The sequence below is a fragment of the Amycolatopsis sp. CB00013 genome (assembly GCF_001905755.1).
Lineage (GTDB): Bacteria > Actinomycetota > Actinomycetes > Mycobacteriales > Pseudonocardiaceae > Amycolatopsis > Amycolatopsis japonica.
Map to the genome: position 1 here is coordinate 1,711,269 of NZ_LIWC01000002.1, position 15,200 is coordinate 1,726,468.

General features: G+C 64.0%; 13 protein-coding genes and 2 tRNA genes. 9 read left to right on the forward strand and 6 right to left on the reverse strand.

The window, feature by feature from the left end:
• Nucleotides 1-9 precede the first annotated feature (9 nt).
• The 4 genes from AMK34_RS18290 to AMK34_RS18305 all read left to right on the forward strand — a co-directional run bounded on the left by AMK34_RS18290 (nt 10) and on the right by AMK34_RS18305 (nt 3,937).
• Nucleotides 10-1,986, forward strand: coding sequence for an acetoacetate--CoA ligase (locus AMK34_RS18290; protein WP_073846080.1), 1,977 nt, complete (start codon nt 10-12; stop codon nt 1,984-1,986).
• 30 nt (nt 1,987-2,016) lie between these two features.
• Entirely contained in the window at nt 2,017-3,666 is a 1,650-nt protein-coding gene (locus AMK34_RS18295) for a phosphatidylglycerol lysyltransferase domain-containing protein (RefSeq protein WP_073846081.1), read from the forward strand.
• A gap of 65 nt (nt 3,667-3,731) precedes the next feature.
• Nucleotides 3,732-3,821: transfer RNA gene (locus AMK34_RS18300), tRNA-Ser, on the forward strand.
• A 42-nt stretch (nt 3,822-3,863) separates the two neighbouring features.
• Nucleotides 3,864-3,937: transfer RNA gene (locus tag AMK34_RS18305), tRNA-Arg, on the forward strand.
• 401 nt (nt 3,938-4,338) lie between these two features.
• On the opposite strand, the gene AMK34_RS43950 is transcribed toward AMK34_RS18305, so the two are convergent.
• Genes AMK34_RS43950 through AMK34_RS18320 form a run of 3 tightly spaced genes read right to left on the reverse strand, consistent with a single transcriptional unit; the run spans nt 4,339 to nt 8,424 of the window.
• Nucleotides 4,339-5,205, reverse strand: a complete 867-nt coding sequence (locus AMK34_RS43950) for a protein NO VEIN domain-containing protein (protein ID WP_083649892.1) — start codon at nt 5,203-5,205, stop codon at nt 4,339-4,341.
• Nucleotides 5,189-7,021: a DEAD/DEAH box helicase gene (locus AMK34_RS18315; RefSeq protein WP_073846083.1), complete on the reverse strand. Its 1,833-nt coding sequence runs from the start codon at nt 7,019-7,021 to the stop codon at nt 5,189-5,191. The genes AMK34_RS43950 and AMK34_RS18315 overlap by 17 nt, the downstream gene beginning before the upstream one ends.
• A complete protein-coding gene (locus AMK34_RS18320) occupies nt 7,021-8,424 on the reverse strand; it encodes a ParB/RepB/Spo0J family partition protein (protein ID WP_073846347.1) in 1,404 nt (467 codons plus the stop codon). Before AMK34_RS18320 ends, AMK34_RS18315 begins: the two co-directional genes overlap by 1 nt.
• Nucleotides 8,425-8,537: 113 nt before the next feature.
• Between AMK34_RS18320 and AMK34_RS18325 the strand changes: the two genes are divergently transcribed.
• A complete protein-coding gene (locus AMK34_RS18325) occupies nt 8,538-9,236 on the forward strand; it encodes a hypothetical protein (protein ID WP_198941681.1) in 699 nt (232 codons plus the stop codon).
• Nucleotides 9,237-9,371: 135 nt separating this feature from the next.
• Here the strand turns inward: AMK34_RS18325 and AMK34_RS18330 are convergent, their stop codons facing one another.
• Nucleotides 9,372-10,610 (reverse strand): DNA cytosine methyltransferase, encoded by a 1,239-nt coding sequence (locus AMK34_RS18330; protein WP_073846085.1) that lies wholly within the window; start codon nt 10,608-10,610, stop codon nt 9,372-9,374.
• A gap of 93 nt (nt 10,611-10,703) precedes the next feature.
• Here AMK34_RS18330 and AMK34_RS18335 point away from each other — a divergent pair, with 93 nt between their 5' ends.
• Nucleotides 10,704-11,192, forward strand: a complete 489-nt coding sequence (locus tag AMK34_RS18335; RefSeq protein WP_073846348.1) for a DNA mismatch endonuclease Vsr — start codon at nt 10,704-10,706, stop codon at nt 11,190-11,192.
• Between the two features lie 9 nt (nt 11,193-11,201).
• Here AMK34_RS18335 and AMK34_RS18340 read toward each other — a convergent pair whose 3' ends face one another.
• On the reverse strand, nt 11,202-11,759 hold the full coding sequence (locus tag AMK34_RS18340; protein ID WP_073846086.1) for a TetR family transcriptional regulator: 558 nt from the start codon (nt 11,757-11,759) through the stop codon (nt 11,202-11,204).
• 47 nt (nt 11,760-11,806) lie between these two features.
• Here AMK34_RS18340 and AMK34_RS18345 point away from each other — a divergent pair, with 47 nt between their 5' ends.
• On the forward strand, nt 11,807-12,475 hold the full coding sequence (locus AMK34_RS18345) for an SDR family NAD(P)-dependent oxidoreductase (protein ID WP_073846087.1): 669 nt from the start codon (nt 11,807-11,809) through the stop codon (nt 12,473-12,475).
• A 5-nt stretch (nt 12,476-12,480) separates the two neighbouring features.
• On the forward strand, nt 12,481-13,374 hold the full coding sequence (locus AMK34_RS18350; RefSeq protein ID WP_073846088.1) for an SWIM zinc finger family protein: 894 nt from the start codon (nt 12,481-12,483) through the stop codon (nt 13,372-13,374).
• Here AMK34_RS18350 and AMK34_RS18355 read toward each other — a convergent pair.
• Complete coding sequence (locus AMK34_RS18355; RefSeq protein WP_073846089.1) at nt 13,371-14,363, reverse strand: SEL1-like repeat protein; 993 nt, start codon at nt 14,361-14,363, stop codon at nt 13,371-13,373. The two genes, AMK34_RS18350 and AMK34_RS18355, sit on opposite strands and share 4 nt — an antisense overlap.
• 157 nt (nt 14,364-14,520) lie before the next feature.
• Here AMK34_RS18355 and AMK34_RS18360 point away from each other — a divergent pair, with 157 nt between their 5' ends.
• Nucleotides 14,521-15,189: an HNH endonuclease family protein gene (locus tag AMK34_RS18360; protein WP_038507695.1), complete on the forward strand. Its 669-nt coding sequence runs from the start codon at nt 14,521-14,523 to the stop codon at nt 15,187-15,189.
• Nucleotides 15,190-15,200 lie beyond the last annotated feature (11 nt).

A 15,200-nucleotide genomic window follows, 5' to 3' on the forward strand; every position in this document is an offset into this window, starting at 1 on the left:
CATCGCGGGGTGACTCACACCGCCGACGCCCCGGAAGTGCTCTGGCGCCCCGAGCCGAGCCGCCTGCCCGACACCAAGATCGACGCGTTCCGCCAGTGGCTGCGCACCGAACGCGGCGTGGAGGTCGACGACTACAACGCGTTGTGGGAGTTCTCCGCGCGGCGGGGGCCGGAGTTCTGGTCCGCCGTCGCCGAGTTCCTCGGCGTGCGCTGGCACGAGCAGCCCGGTGAGGTGCTCACCGGGGAAATGCCGAACGCCCAGTGGTTCGTGGGCGGCACGCTGAACTACGCCGAGCACTCGCTCATGCCCGGCGTCGCGGGCGCCGCGAAGGCCGACGACGAGATCGCCGTGATCTTCCACCGCGAGGACGGCCTCTCGTCGCAGCTGACATACGGCGCGTTGCGCTCCGCCGTCGCCGCCGCGCGGCAGGGGCTGCGCGAGCTCGGAGTGTCCAAAGGGGACAGGGTCGTCGCGCTGGCGCCGAACTGCCCGCAGACGCTGATCGCCTTCCTCGCCACCGCGAGCCTCGGTGCCATCTGGTCGTCGTGCTCGCCGGACTTCGGTGTCCGCGCGATCACCGACCGGTTCGCGCAGATCGAGCCGAAGGTGCTCATCGCGGTCAACGGATATGTCTACAATGGACGGTGGTTCGACAGTCGGTCGACGGTGAACTCGTTGCGCGACGAGATCCCCACGCTCGAAGCGACCGTGCTCGTCGACTACGCCGGCGGCCGCCTCGACGGCACCCTCGACTGGGACGAACTGCTCGCCGACAACGAAGGCGCGGAGCTGGCCTTCGAGCCCGTCGACTTCGCGCACCCGCTGTGGGTCCTGTACTCCTCGGGGACCACCGGCCTGCCGAAGGGCATCGTCCACGGGCACGGCGGGATCACCCTCGAACACCTCAAAGCCCTTGCCCTGCAAAGCGATCTCGGCCCGGGCGATCGGTTCTTCTGGTTCACCACCACCGGCTGGATGATGTGGAACTTCCTCATCTCCGGCCTGCTGACCGGCACCACGATCGTGCTCTTCGACGGCAGCCCCGGCAGCCCGGACCTCAACGTGCTGTGGCATCTGGCCGAGCAGCACCGCGTGACGTACTTCGGCACGTCGGCGCCGTACATCCAGAGCTGCCTGAAGGCCGGGATCAAACCGGCCGAGCGGTTCGACCTGACGGCGTTGCGCGCCTTGGGATCCACCGGCGCGCCGCTGAGCGTCGAGGGTTTCCGGTGGATCGTCGACGAGGTGGGCAAACGCGTCCAGATCTGCTCGGTGTCCGGCGGCACGGATCTGTGCGCGGCGTTCGTCGCGTCGGCCCCGGACGTCCCGGTCTGGCTGGGCGAACTCTCGGTCCGCGCGCTCGGCGCCGCCGTCGCCGCCTTCGACGAGGACGGCAAGCCGGTGGTGGAGACGGTCGGCGAACTGGTGATCACCGAGCCGATGCCGTCGATGCCGGTGTTCTTCTGGAACGACCCGGACGGCTCGCGGCTGCGCGAGGCGTATTTCGAGATGTACCCGGGGATCTGGCGGCACGGCGACTGGATCCGGATCACCGGCCGCGGCTCCGCCGTCATCTACGGGCGCAGCGATTCGACGCTCAATCGCGGCGGCGTCCGGATGGGCACGGCCGAGTTCTACCGCGTCGTCGAATCGTTCGACCAGGTCGCGGACTCGCTCGTGATCGACACTTCGGCGGCGGGCAACGAGGACGGGCAGCTGCTGTGCTTCCTCGTGCTGACCGAAGGCGCGTCGCTCGACGAGGTCGAACCCGCGCTGCGCAAGGAACTGCGCGGAGCCCTCTCGCCGCGGCATGTGCCCGACCGGTTCGTCCAGGTGAGCGAGGTGCCCCGCACGCTCAACGGCAAGAAGTGCGAGGTCCCGGTCAAGAAGATCCTTTCGGGGGTCTCACCTGACCGCGCCGTCAGCCGGGATGCCCTGCTGAACCCCGACGCCCTTGTACCGTTCGTAGAGCTGGCAGGGAGCTGACAGGGGCGGAACTTGGCGGGTGCTTGGCGGGTGGCGGGCGCCACCTCGGTGGCGGTGATCACCTGGGTGACGCGGCTGGCCGGGCTGCTGGCACTGGTCTCGGTGCTGGTCCCGGCCGGGCGGCGCACCCTGCGCGGGCACGTCGCCACCTGGCTGGAACTGCCGCACGAGGCCACGGTCGGCGCGGCGACGGTCGCGCTGGTGACCGGCGTGCTGCTGATGCTGCTCGCCACCGGCCTCAAACTACGGAAGCGCCGGGCCTGGCAATTGGCGGTCGCCGCGGCCGCGCTGCTCACGGTGTCGCACCTCGGACTTCGGCACACCCTCGGCGCGGGTCTCGTGTCGCTCGCGCTGCTGATCGCCCTGATCGGGACGCGGCGGTACTTCATCGCGCTCCCCGATCCGGTGACCGGCCGGTGGCGCGCGATCCGGGTCTTCCTGCAACTGACGGTGGCCGGGGTCGCGATCAACTTCGCGCTGCTGTCGGCCGCGCCTGTCGACGCGGGTGTCGGCGACCGCCTGGCGCAGTCGACGCTGGCCCTGGTCGGCGTGAGCGGCCCGGTGACGTTCCCCGCGCTGTGGCTGGAAGACCTGTCGGCCGCGGTCGGCCTGCTGTTCGGGATCGGCGCGGTGCTGCTGGCGGCGTACTTCCTGCTCCGCTCGGCCGAACCCGCGCCGGAGCTGACCGACGAGGAGGTCGAGCGGCTCAGGGGTCTGCTGGGGGAGCGGGACTCGCTCGGGTACTTCGCGCTACGCCGGGACAAGTTCGTGGTCTTCTCGAAGTCGGGGAAGGCCGCGGTGACCTATCGGGTGATCGCCGGGGTCGCACTGTGCTCGGCGGACCCGCTCGGTGACCCGGAAGCGTGGCCCGGCGCGATCGAGGAGTACCTGGACGTCTGCCGGCGGTACGCGTGGACCCCGGCGACCATGGGCTGCTCGGAATTGGGCGCGACCGTCTGGGCCCGCTTCGGCCTCGAAGTGCTGGAGATCGGCGACGAGGCCGTCGTCGACACCGACACCTTCACGCTCGAAGGGCGCGTCATGCGCGGAGTCCGCCAAGCCGTCTCACGCACGAAGCGCGCCGGCTACACCGCGCGCATCCGAAAGGCCGAAGACCTACCGGCCGCGGAACTCGACGAACTCCGCGCCCTCGCCGCCACCTGGCGCGGCACGGATACGGAACGCGGCTTCTCGATGGCGCTCGGCCGCATGGGCGACCCGGGCTCGGTCCTCGTGACCGCCGAACACGACGGCCAGGTGCGCGGCGTCCTCCAGTTCGTCCCCTGGGGTGAGAAAGGCCTGTCGCTGGACGTCATGCGCCGCGACCGGACCGCCGACAACGGCGTCAACGAACTGATGATCTCCGAGCTGCTTCTGACGACGCCCGCCCAGCACGTCTCCTTGAACTTCGCCGCCTTCCGCGCGGTACTGGAACAAGGCCAACGCATCGGCGCCGGCCCCGTCGCGCGCCTGTCCGCCCGGACACTGCGATTCTTCTCACGCTGGATCCAGATCGAGACCCTCTACCGCTTCAACGCGAAGTTCCAGCCGCGCTGGGTCCCGCGCTACCTCGCCTACCCCGCGGCCCGCGACCTCCCTCGCGTCGGCGTCGCCGTCTTCGAAGCCGAAGGACTCGGCGGACGCCCATCAGGCCTGCTCAGAGCCCTGCAACGCGTCTAAGGGGGGTGCCTTCCGAGGGGGCCCAGGGGGTGTGTAACCTATTTGAGCAGTGGTCGTTGGGCCTGGGAGGCTTCGCCTAGTCTGGTCTATGGCGCCGCACTGCTAATGCGGTTGGGGGTAACCCCCCCTCCCGGGTTCAAATCCCGGAGCCTCCGCTGGTGCCTGTTCCGGCAGGTGCTAGATTGATAACTGAACAAGCGCCCGTAGCTCAGCTGGATAGAGCATCTGACTACGGATCAGAAGGTCAGGGGTTCGAATCCCTTCGGGCGCACGTCTGGTTGAGACAGCACTAAGGCCCTCCCGTTCGCGGGAGGGCCTTTTTGTCTGTCCGTTGTGGAGACGCCAGTGCGAAACGCTCCGGACATATGCCTGCTTCCGGTCCAGGCAGTGTCCTCGCATGACCAGCCTTTGAGAGCTTGTAGCTTCGGGTGCCGACGGCGCAACCAGTCGGCTGGTAAGTAACGGCGAGACTCTAGAGAGAGCTGGTAACAGAGGGTGCTGGCGCGATCTCGCGTATGTGCTTGCCTGGCGCTGGCAGGACCCGCGAACTTCCCGGAGTAACTTAGCCACGACCGCGGGCTCGGAATGACCGGCGCGAGTACTGTCAGTACTCCGGCTTGTCCAAAGTCGTGAAACGACCTCAGTTAGATTAAGCGTAACGTGAAGGTCAAACTAGTGCAGTAGGTTACAGGCCTGGGTCCCTGCTACAAGTGGACTTTGAATGTCGCCCATTAGTGACTTGCAAAGACTTGGAATCCCTGGCACTAGGGCAGTTTTTGGAACTTCCAGTCGACACGACTCCCATCTACCAAAATTATTGCCATCGACGGGTGTTTGAGTCGATATCCAGCCTTTTGGGACTGTGGCTATGGCTGCGATCTCTAAGGTGGCCGTCAATCGCAACGCTACGAGCTGCCAGTGAGTGTCTCGCAGCATTGTCTCGTACTCGTTTCGAGACAGGTATAAGGCTAGCCGCCCGCGGCGGGTCGTTGTCTTTACCTCAATGTGAGCTGTGCATCTATCTCCTGTCACTGACACGTCGTACCCGAATCCGTCGGAGATTAATGACGTGTGTTCCACATGTGCATCTACGGCATCAGTGAGTAGTTGGACCAGTGCAAGCTCTCCCGCGGCGCCGATTCGTTCTCGTTCTGCGGTGTCCACCTTTCCCCAGATTGATTTGATCTGAGCGTATGCTTCGGCTTCGTCAATTCCAAGTGTATCTGCGGCACGCCTGGCATCCTCGGGCAGTTCTGCAGGGCTGCACACAAGAATGTCTGCATCGCGAAACCATGGGGTATTTCCAGTCGCGGTGGCAGCAGCAAATACACGTTGAGCTGCCGGGATGCGGCTATTAATATCCTCTAAGAGGCCAACAACACGGAGCCAAACGTATGCGGCTTCATATTGTGTTGGTGTTGTGTCGCTGTAGTCCTTGTGGGTAGTGAAGAGAGCGCGACAACGGCTTACGCCGGAAACTGGTAGTCGTTCTAGCCAGCGCGTTGCGGCTCGTAATACAGGGTCAGGTGGAATAGGCATTGAGATGCCCGATCAGAGCCTGGAGGTCATGTTGGTCCAGCATGCCGCCTATCTCAGGTTCTTCATCGAGATCGGCTAGCTCTCGAACTGCGGGGTCGTCGAGCACGCTGCCCATGAACTGCAACTTATCGCCTAATCGCTGGTCAACAACCTCGTCGATAGTGCCCTCGGCGGCTAAAACGGTGATCCTTGTTTGCGTTCCGGGGGCAAGGCCGAGACGGTGGATGCGGTCCAAACTTTGCAAGAATTTTCCAGCAGCAAAGTCTCGGTCGACATAAACGGCGTCGTGGCAATGATGATGGAGACTGATGCCTTCGCCGAGGGTTGCGGGGTTCGATAGAAGAACCATGCAGTCAGCGTCGTTGCGAAAACGACTGATCTGTGCCTCCCGGTCTTCTGTGCCGCCATGGACCATGGCAGGCTGAAACTGGTGAAGCAGTCGTTGCATGGTGTTTAGGCTGCGAATAAAAGTTGACCAAATAAGAGTCTTGCGACCTTGTGCTGCGTTTTTCGCAACTATGGCTAGAACTTCGCGATACTTCGGGGACATTTCATAGCTAGGTAGATCCTGCATCAGGTCGAACAGGCGTGTTCGTTCTGGCGCGACCAAGGGAGGAACCCGGTACGGGAGCGGTTCGTATCGAGTCGTGCCGACAGAGAGTAAGGCGGGACTCGTCGCGGCCATCAACATGTACACGACAACACGGCCAAGGGCGTAAAAGTCGTCTTCTGAGCCTGTGGCACGGAGAGAAAATCGCCCGGCGAGCGCGTCATAGATTTCGCGATGTAGCGGCGGCATTGGCAACGGGCGTAGAGTCACAGTTGGCGGGGTTAGGCCTAGCTCGTTCTTAGTGGTGCGCGTGAACAGTGGGCGGAGTACCGTGCTCGCCTTCGCAAGGTTTCCTCCTGCGACTGCTTGGATGACTTTCTGGCGCCCGTATCCTGGCCAGACAAAGCCGAAGAGGTTTTCCAGGTCCTTGACCCCATTTGGCGCCGGGGTTCCTGTAAGAATTAATCGATGGCGAGCGCGGGGGCCTAGTGCAAGACAAGCGGCACCATACGTACCGTTGGCCCCCAGTTTCATGCGGTGAGCTTCGTCTAGCAGCAGCATAGACGGCCGAGCTGACAACCATTTGCCGAGCTCATTAACGGAGCCATTAAGCCTCTCATAGTTCACTATCAAGGCGTCTGCAGCAGGATCGGTGTCGCGGGCAAGCACAGACATGCGCAGCTGATTATTCAAACATTGATGGTTCTCGTAAATCCAGGACTCGTAGCACGACTTGGGGCCAACAATAAGAATCCGCTCAAGATTCTGGGTGCGACGAAGTGCCTGAAACACGGCCAGGCCTACCCGAGTCTTGCCTGCGCCAGGAACCGAGAAATTTGCACCATGTCGCAGAGATAGCAACTTGGCGATATCTCTACGCTGAAAACCTGTAAGGTCACCTATCCAATCAGGTCCTACGAGATCGGCTACATCCTCTGCTGCTGGCCCACCCGTTGCGCCTTCTTCTGCAGTGAGTCGCTTAGCGACAGCCTGGGCATCCTGAGCCGAACCGGTCGCCAGGTCCGCGAGCTGCGGTTCCCATGTGACAGTAGCTGGCTCTCGCCAGCTTCCGAGTGCTACCAGGTTTGTGAGCAGGTCGTCTATGTCGACCTCCATCGTGCCTGGGGCTTTCTGGACGGCGCTACGGAAACGCAGGGCCAAGCGACGCAAATCTTCCGCAAAGCCTTCGCCAGACCGCAGGCGTGCCGTAGCGACAGTATTGCCAAAGCTGAGGTGAAGACTTGGTTCCGCAGGTAGCGTTACCATCAACGCTCCCTGGAAGCGTCCAGGAGCCAAGCGACACCGTCACTGGGCGAGCTGAAAGTCCGTCCCGCCAGCCGAGCCAACCTTGCAAGGCTGGCTCGGACAGTAAGTAGCGCGTCGTCGAAGGCATCCTCATCAAGAGCGCGTTTCGCCTTGGCATCGGCAAACTCGGCTACACACTGGTCGATATGTTCGGCTGCATCCGTGAGCCGTTCCGGAACCGCTATCTGCCGTTTCTGCAGCTCGGCGTTCTGGCCGGCCAGCTTAACGGCAGTGTCGAAAACGTTGCGGCCATCTTTAAGGAGGTCATCCGCCGCCTTGGCAGATGTTAGGGGAACTTTGTCGCCAGCTTGCACCCTGGCTTTTGCTTGGAGCAGGGAATCGGTAACGGCTCGGGTAACCTTCACTGCTTCCGTGGCGTCCGGCATTACCACGTTTGCCAGGCCTGGTATTGACACTTCCGACTCCGCCTGGGTGTCTGGGCGCAGACTGTTTGGAAGGCGCTTGCTCAGGTACCGGCTGTGGAAGTCTGCCTCGGCGAGGCGCACGGAAGTCTTTGAGTAGTTGAGGACGACCATTGCCAGCCGCGATTCTTTCAGCTGCTCTGCGGCATCGGGGTCAGTTTGTGCAAGGTTGGTGTAGTCGCGGTGCAACTCGCGAAGCTTTTCTTGATGATCTTCAAAGTCGACAAGTCGCAGAGTAGCGCCGTCGGGTGTTGCGCTTCGTTCGATGGCTTCGTTGATAAGTTGAAATACCCATCGATCCTTGGTGAGCGTGGTGCTCTTAATGTTGAAGTCGCGTGCGACATCTTCCGGCCGTCGACCGTTGGCCAATTGTTCCTCAACCGCGATAAGCCGATTGATGTACGAGTAGTCTCGACGCTTGTCCCGCCTCAGCTGCAGGGCAAGCTCAACACTGTTGATATCGAGCCGGGACGTGTCGGAAGGGAGTACGCCAACACGAATGTCTTTAACGCCCAGGTCACGGAGTGCTGCGCAGCGGGTATTCCCGTCGACAAGGATGCCATCGGGACTGATGATTCCTGGTTCTTTCTGTCCGAAGTCTGCGAGTTCTTCAGTGAGCTGTACGAAATCTGGGTCAGTCACTTCTGGGTTTGATGGCTTGCGGCTGAGAAGGTAACGTAAATATTCCTGAGCCAATTCGCTCCAAGGGTCCTCTTCGAGGGCCTTGTTGCGTTCTGGGTCCAGGGTCCGTTGGGCGCGGATGCGGTGGGTGTCCGGGTTCAGATACAGCATGTCGACTGGCATAGCGATCACGTGCAGGTGCTTCTGTTCGCCGCGCCAGTCGACAGTAGTCTTGGCGCCGTTATCTTCCATGGCCTGCCGAAGACGGTCCTCGACAACTGAGCGGATCCTGGCACCCTCGGGCGGGATATCAAACCTCAACTGGCCCCTCCACGTAACCTGTGTTGCCTCAGCGTTCGTGCACCGCAGCAGCGGCGCTGATAGGCATGCTCTGCTGAAGCTGATCTCCAGGTACAACGGTAGACGGAGGCGAAGTGTTACTTCCAGACTGGGACGACCCAACACTCAAAGCTGGAACGATGATCAGGGGTGCCCTCTGGTTGATGCAGGTGGTGGGCGTTGGCAACACCTTTACAAAGGAGCAGGTCCGAGCCGCGTTTCCTGGCATCTCACAAGCTGACCGTCGGCTACGTGACCTGCGCAGCTACGGCTGGGTCATCCTGACTAGCACCGAGGATGCGACGCTGGGGGCGGAGGACCAGCGCTTCGCGAAGCCCGGCGTGCCTGTGTGGGATCCAGAAGAGCGGCGTGCCGCTGACCTTCTGGCCGGGCCGACCGCAAAAGAAGTGCGGGCTGTGATGGCACGCGATGGCTACCTATGCACGGTGTGTGGCGTCTCGGCAGCAGAGCCCTACGCGGATGACACCAACCAGACGGCCGTACTTTCTGTTACACGTCATCAAACTGTTATGGCAGATGGAACACAGGGTTTTGAGCTGATGACAGAGTGTAAACGCTGCAGAGCTGGAGCTGCGGGCGGCTCAGCCAGCGTCAATGAGGTTCTGGCGGAAATTCAGGCCCTTGGAACTGATGATCAACGCCGCTTGTCTCGTTGGGCCAAGCGAGGCCGACGCGGTGCAACACCCCTGGATCGCGCATGGAACTCCTATCGTCGCCTCCCCGAGGCTGGGCGCAATACAGTACGTTCTACGCTAGAAGAGAACGCGAAGTAACGGGCGCAGTGGGCATCTTCGCGCCTGTTTGACTTCGGGGCGAAGTTGCTCTGGTCAGGCGGCCTACGGCGCATTCAGGCAGTTGCCGGTGCGTCGTGCCGCCTCTGATTCATATCGCCCCAGATATAAGCTGTATCAGCTGATCTTCGCGCGATGCTTTAAAAAGAGGTCGTTACGGTCGTGATCTTCTTGTCCCACGAAGGCCTTGAAGTTGCCGAGTTTGTAAGCGGTTTTCGTGCCATTGATAGCGATCTCGACCTCGAAGTCGCGGCTGAGCAAGCTGATCCTGCGTTCGAGCTCGGCCGGGTCGTCGAGGCCAGCTGTCTTCATGAGACGTTCCGGGGTGATGAAGTCACTGGCTGACCGAAGAGCTGTGTACACCGGATCTTGTTCTGTAGCTGCTACTTGCTTTTCTGGTGCATCATGCTCGAGCGCCTTGAAGATCGCTTCACCGACTGCTTGCGCGACGGGGGGTGGGAAGGCGTTTCCGATTTGGCGGTACCTGGAAGTCTTGCGGCCCGTGAACTCCCAGGGGTACTCCTCGGTCCAGCCCTGGATGCGCGCGACCATCTCGGTGGTCAATTTCGGAATGAAGTCGAAGGGATGGTCAGGCGTCGGGGGAGCGTCCGCGACGCCAAGGGCGTCCACTCCCATCTCGGCCCAGGCGCGTTTCGCCCGTGTGGGGCCCAGGTCGGCCCCGCCGTGCTTCTTGGAACCACCGACAATCGTGGGCGCGATCTTGTTCGCCTTCTTGGACCAGGCTTCGGCGCCCTGCCAGCCATCAGCCGCCATGAGGTCGACCAGGAGCTCTCCCACCGTCGGCGGGGGCCCTGCATGCTTCGGCCAATGGAAGTAGGGAGCGTCTTCGGCTTTGAGTGCGACGAGGATGAAGCGTGGCCGGAGCTGTGCGACACCGAAATCTGACGCTTGCAGTAGCCGCCATTCGGCGACGTACCCGAGTTCGGCAAGGCGGTCGAGCACGTGCTGACGGTAACCAGCGAACCGCGGCATGCTCAGTCCGCGAACGTTTTCGAGCATCAACGCGCGAGGTTGGACAACGGTGACTTGTTCCACGGCCCAGGCGAAAAGATCGCGCTCGTCGTTCGCGCCGAGTTGCTTGCCCGCGATCGAAAATGGAGGGCATGGCACTCCTCCGGCGAGGAGGGACACACCCTCGTAGTCGGAGGGTTGCCAGTTCTCTGTATCGGCGACGTCGCCCTCTGCGACCTTCCAGCTGGACCTGTTGGCTCGAAGCGTGTTGCAGGCGTGTGTGTCGAGTTCGACGGCAAGGGCGTGCTCGAACCCTGCCTTCTCGAGGCCCAGGGCTTGTCCACCGGCGCCTGCGCAGATCTCGACCACATCGTGTGTGCTCATCGATGCTCCTCTCTATCTGCGCGGGTGGGCGGTCTGCCGGTATCTTGCCTCACGCGGGACGCAGAGTTGTGATTGGTCTGGTGGTTGGTGAACGTGTCGGAGAGTGATCGTGCTGAGCCGGACCCGCGCGAGGCTGAGCGGCGTCGATCTCCCGCGCCTCTGAACGCTGGACGCTCGCGCAACATGAAGGCGAATCGGCGGTCTGATACCAAACCCGAGGTCGAGCTGCGTCAGGCATTGCACCGGCTCGGCTATCGCTACCGCAAGGATCATCGACTCGACTTGCCGGCTGGCGTTCGAGTGCGGCCTGACATCGTGTTCACGCGGCGTAAGATCGCGGTCTTTGTCGATGGATGCTTTTGGCACGTTTGCCCGGAGCATGGACGTGAGCCCACGCGAAACGAGTGGTACTGGACTCCGAAGTTACGACGGAACATCGAACGCGATCGCCTGGCTGACGCGGCACTTGCCGATGCTGGATGGCGGGTCGTGCGTATCTGGGAGCACGAAGACGTACAAGGGGCGGTGGGCAGGGTACGCGAGGTCATCGAACATGGGTTCGATGCTATTGATGGGGTCTGACACTTTCTGTTAGTTCCCAAAGACGCTGGTCAGCGTCTTGCGGATCAATCCCGCCAGATCCGCCTCCCCGTCGGTCTCCGCCCACCGAAGCAGCGCGACATGCGCCGCCCCAAGGCATGCCATAGCCGTAGCCCGCACCCGAAACTCCTCCTCGGGAGAGCAACCGAGGGCGGCCACGATCGCATCGGCCGTCGCGTACTGGCTGTCCAGATGCCGCGCCCGCAGCGCCGGCACCGAGATCATCAGCCGTAGCCGCGCCAGCAGGAACGCCTTCTCCGAAGAAGACCCGTGAGCGGCCGTCTCAGAGAGCGCGTGTCCGATCCGCGCGGCCAAGGGGCCAGGAGGCGCGGCAGCGACGGCAGAAGCGGTCACGGGGTCGTATTCGTCGTAGAGGACCAGGTCCTCCTTCGTCGGGAAGTGCCGGTAGACCGTCATCGCCGAGACGCCGGCGGCCGCGGCGACGTCGGCGACGGTGGTCGCGTCGTAGCCGACGTCGGTGAAGAGGCGGATGGCGTGCGTCTGCACGGCGAGCCGGGTTTCGGCGCGCTGGCGGTCTCGGAGGCTCACGTGGTAGACACTATCAAAGTGTTAGTCACTAACATCTGGGGTGCGCAATGAAGACGGCATTGGTGACCGGGGCGTCGCGGGGGATCGGGGCGGCGATCGCCCGGAGGCTCGAGAAAGACGGCATACGAACGATCAAACGCTCAAGCGAGCAGGGCGACTTGTCGACCATGGACGGAGTCGACAAGGCCCTGGAGGGCATCGACAGCCTGGACATCCTGGTCAACAACGCGGCGGCCGCACCGGGAGGGCCGATCGAGACCGACACGCCCGAGGGCTTCGATCACCTGATGGCGGTGAACGTGAAGGCGCCGTACTTCCTCATCCAGCGGGCACCGCTGAACGACGGCGGCCGCATCGTCAACATCTCGTCGGTCGCCACCAGGATGGCCAACCCGGCGCAGACGTCCTTCGCGATGACCAAGGGCGCGCTCGAGACGATGAGTCGCACCCTCGCCCACCAGCTCGGACCGCGCGGGATCACGGTCAACGTCGTCGCGCCGGGCGCGACCAGGACCGCGGACAACGGCCAGATCTTCACACCGGAGCTGGAAGCCGCCATCAAGACGCTCACCGCGCAGCAAAGGCTCGGCACCGCGGAGGACATCGCGGACGTCGTCGCGTTCCTCGTTTCCGACGACGCCCGCTGGGTGACCGGGCAGGTCCTCGACGTGAGCGGTGGGTTGTTCCTCGGTCCGCCGGCGCAAGGCGCAGAATAGGCCGGGTGACGTGGTTCAGCGAGGACGAACTCCGCAGGCAAGCCGGTGACGTCTCGTTCGCGCGTGGCGCCAAGTACCTGGAGTCGGTCGAGACGCTGGACGACGTCGCGGGCGGGGTGACGGCCGTGGTCAGCGGCACCGACCGCTACACGGTCCGGTTGCGCAACGTCGACGGCGAACTGGTCGGCGAGTGCTCCTGTCCGCACGCGGCGGACGGCTTCTTCTGCAAGCACTGCGTGGCCGTCGGGCTGCTGGTCCTCGAAGGGGTGGCGGACGGCGGCGCCGCCGACATCCGCGGGTACGTCGAGACGCTGGACCGCGACGAGCTGATCGAGCTGCTCGTCGGGCACGCGAACGAAGATCCGGTCCTGTTCCGCAAACTCTCGCTCAAGGCAGGCCGCGGCGACCTCGACGCGTTGCGCCGGCACGTCGAGGGAACGTTGCGGTTGCGCGGTTTCGTCGGCTTCCAGGGCACGGTCGCGTACACCGAGAAGGTGCGCGAGGTGCTCGCCACCGCCAGGGAACTCATGGACGGGCCGCTGCTGTGCCGCGTCATCGAGCTGGTCGTGGAGGCACTGGACTTCGTCGAGGACTCCTTCGGCGTGCTCGGCTCCGAGGTGTCGGGCGCGCTCGCGCTGTACGCGGAAGCCTGCGCGGACACGCCACCGGAGCCCAAGGAGCTCGCGGAATGGTTGCTACGGCTGGATCTTGACGGTTCCGGCCGGATCGACGTGAACATCGCGGACTTCACCGCGGGCCTCGGTTTCGAGGGGCTCGCGGTGTTCCGCGCCGGCGTCGAGGAGCGGTGGCGGCTCGACGACGGCGAGGACCCGTATCGCAGCCGCAAGCTCCAGCGGCTGCGCGAAGGGTTCGCGGCGATGCGGAACTGGAAGGCCTAATACCGCTGCCGGTTGCGGTACAGCTCCTCCAGATCCCGTAGGCCCGCCTGGTCGCCGGTGTCGGCGGCCGCGCGGAACCAGTGTTCGGCCTCCTGGAAGTTGCCGTGGTCGGCGGCCAGCCTGCCGAGGTTGGTGTACGCGGGAACGCTGCCGAGTTCCGCGGCCTTCCGGTACCAGGCGGTGGCCTCACCGGGATCGTTCCGGTCGTTGGCCAGCACCCCCAGGTTCGTCATCGCGGCGGCGTCGCCTCGTTTGGCGGCCTTGAGATACCAGCGTTCGGCGGCGTCGAGTTCGCCGCGGCGGTGCAGCACCAGGCCGAGGCGGACGGCGGCGTCGGGGGCACCGGCGGCCGCGGCCGCGTGGAAGCAGCTTTCGGCGCGCGTGAGGTCACCTCGTTGCTGCGCCTGATGGCCGAGTTTGATCAGCGACGCGGCGTCGGCCTCTTCGCTCGCCTTGCGCCACCAGGGATCCGCTTCGGACGTCCGGCCGGTGTCGCACAGCACCGCGCCGAGCGTGATCATGCCTTCGACGTTGCCCGCTTCGGCGGCCTCGCCCGCCCAGTACTCGGCTTCCTCGAGATCGCCACCGCGGTGCCTGGACCGCGCGAGTTCCGCCATCGCCTCGACCCGGCCCTCGGCGGCGGCCCGGCGCCACCAGTCCTCCGCCGCCTCCCGATCCCCTCGGCGCGCGCAGAGATTTCCCAGATGCGACATGGCATGCGAATCACCGGCGGTCGCGGCTTCGCGATACCAGCGTTCGGCCTGTTCCGGCACGCCGCGCTCGTTCAGGAGATGCGCCAGGTTGCCCATCGCGACCCTGTCCCCGCCCTCGGCGGCCTTGCGGAACCACGTCTCGGCCCCGTCGAGATCACCACGCTCCAGCGCGGTGGATCCCATACGTGCCATGGCGATCACGTGTCCGCGTTCCGCGGCCTTCCGGTTCAGATAGTCGTCGACCCGGGTGTTCCACTTACGTTTTTCGGCGCTCACGAGCCCGCTCCTTCCGGCAGCGTCCCTGGGGTAGTCGCTGCTCAGGGCCCCGATGTGACAACAACTACCGGGTGTCATCGCCGTGTCGCGCCCGGTTTCCGCGCCCCGCGCGGCGATACTTGGCGCTCCCCATTCCCCCGTCGAGAGGAACCGCGCGGTGGCCACGCGTACCAGCCAGATGACCACTGCTCAGCGGTTGCTCCTGCTGATCACCCTCGCCGCCGTCGTACTCGCGGTGTTCTGGTTCGTGAGCGGCAAGGGCGACGCGCTGCAGCCGAAGCCCGCGAACCCGGCGAGCGCGGCCGACGCGCGCAAGCAACTGGACGAGCTCACCGTCGCCCCGCGCGGTTCGATGGACGGCTACGACCGCAAGAAGTACCCGCACTGGGACAACCAGGGGAACAACTGCAACACCCGCGAGTTCGTGCTCAAACGCGACGGCAAGGACGTCAAGGCCGGTTCCGACTGCGCCCCGACCTCCGGCAGCTGGACGAGCATCTACGACGGCGAGACCTGGACGAAGCCGACCGACGTCGACATCGACCACATGGTGCCGCTCGCGCAAAGCTGGGTCAGCGGAGCGAAGTCGTGGACCGACGAGAAGCGGCGCCAGTTCGCGAACGACCTGACGCGGCCGCAGCTGTTCGCCGTCACCGACAACGTCAACCAGGAGAAGAGCGACAAGGCGCCGGACCAGTGGAAGCCGCCGCTCGTCTCGTTCTGGTGCACCTACGCCACCGACTGGATCACCGTGAAGCACTACTACGGCCTCACGATCACGACAGCGGAGAAGAGCGCGCTCAGCGACATGCTCGGTCGTTGCTGATCCGCCCGGCT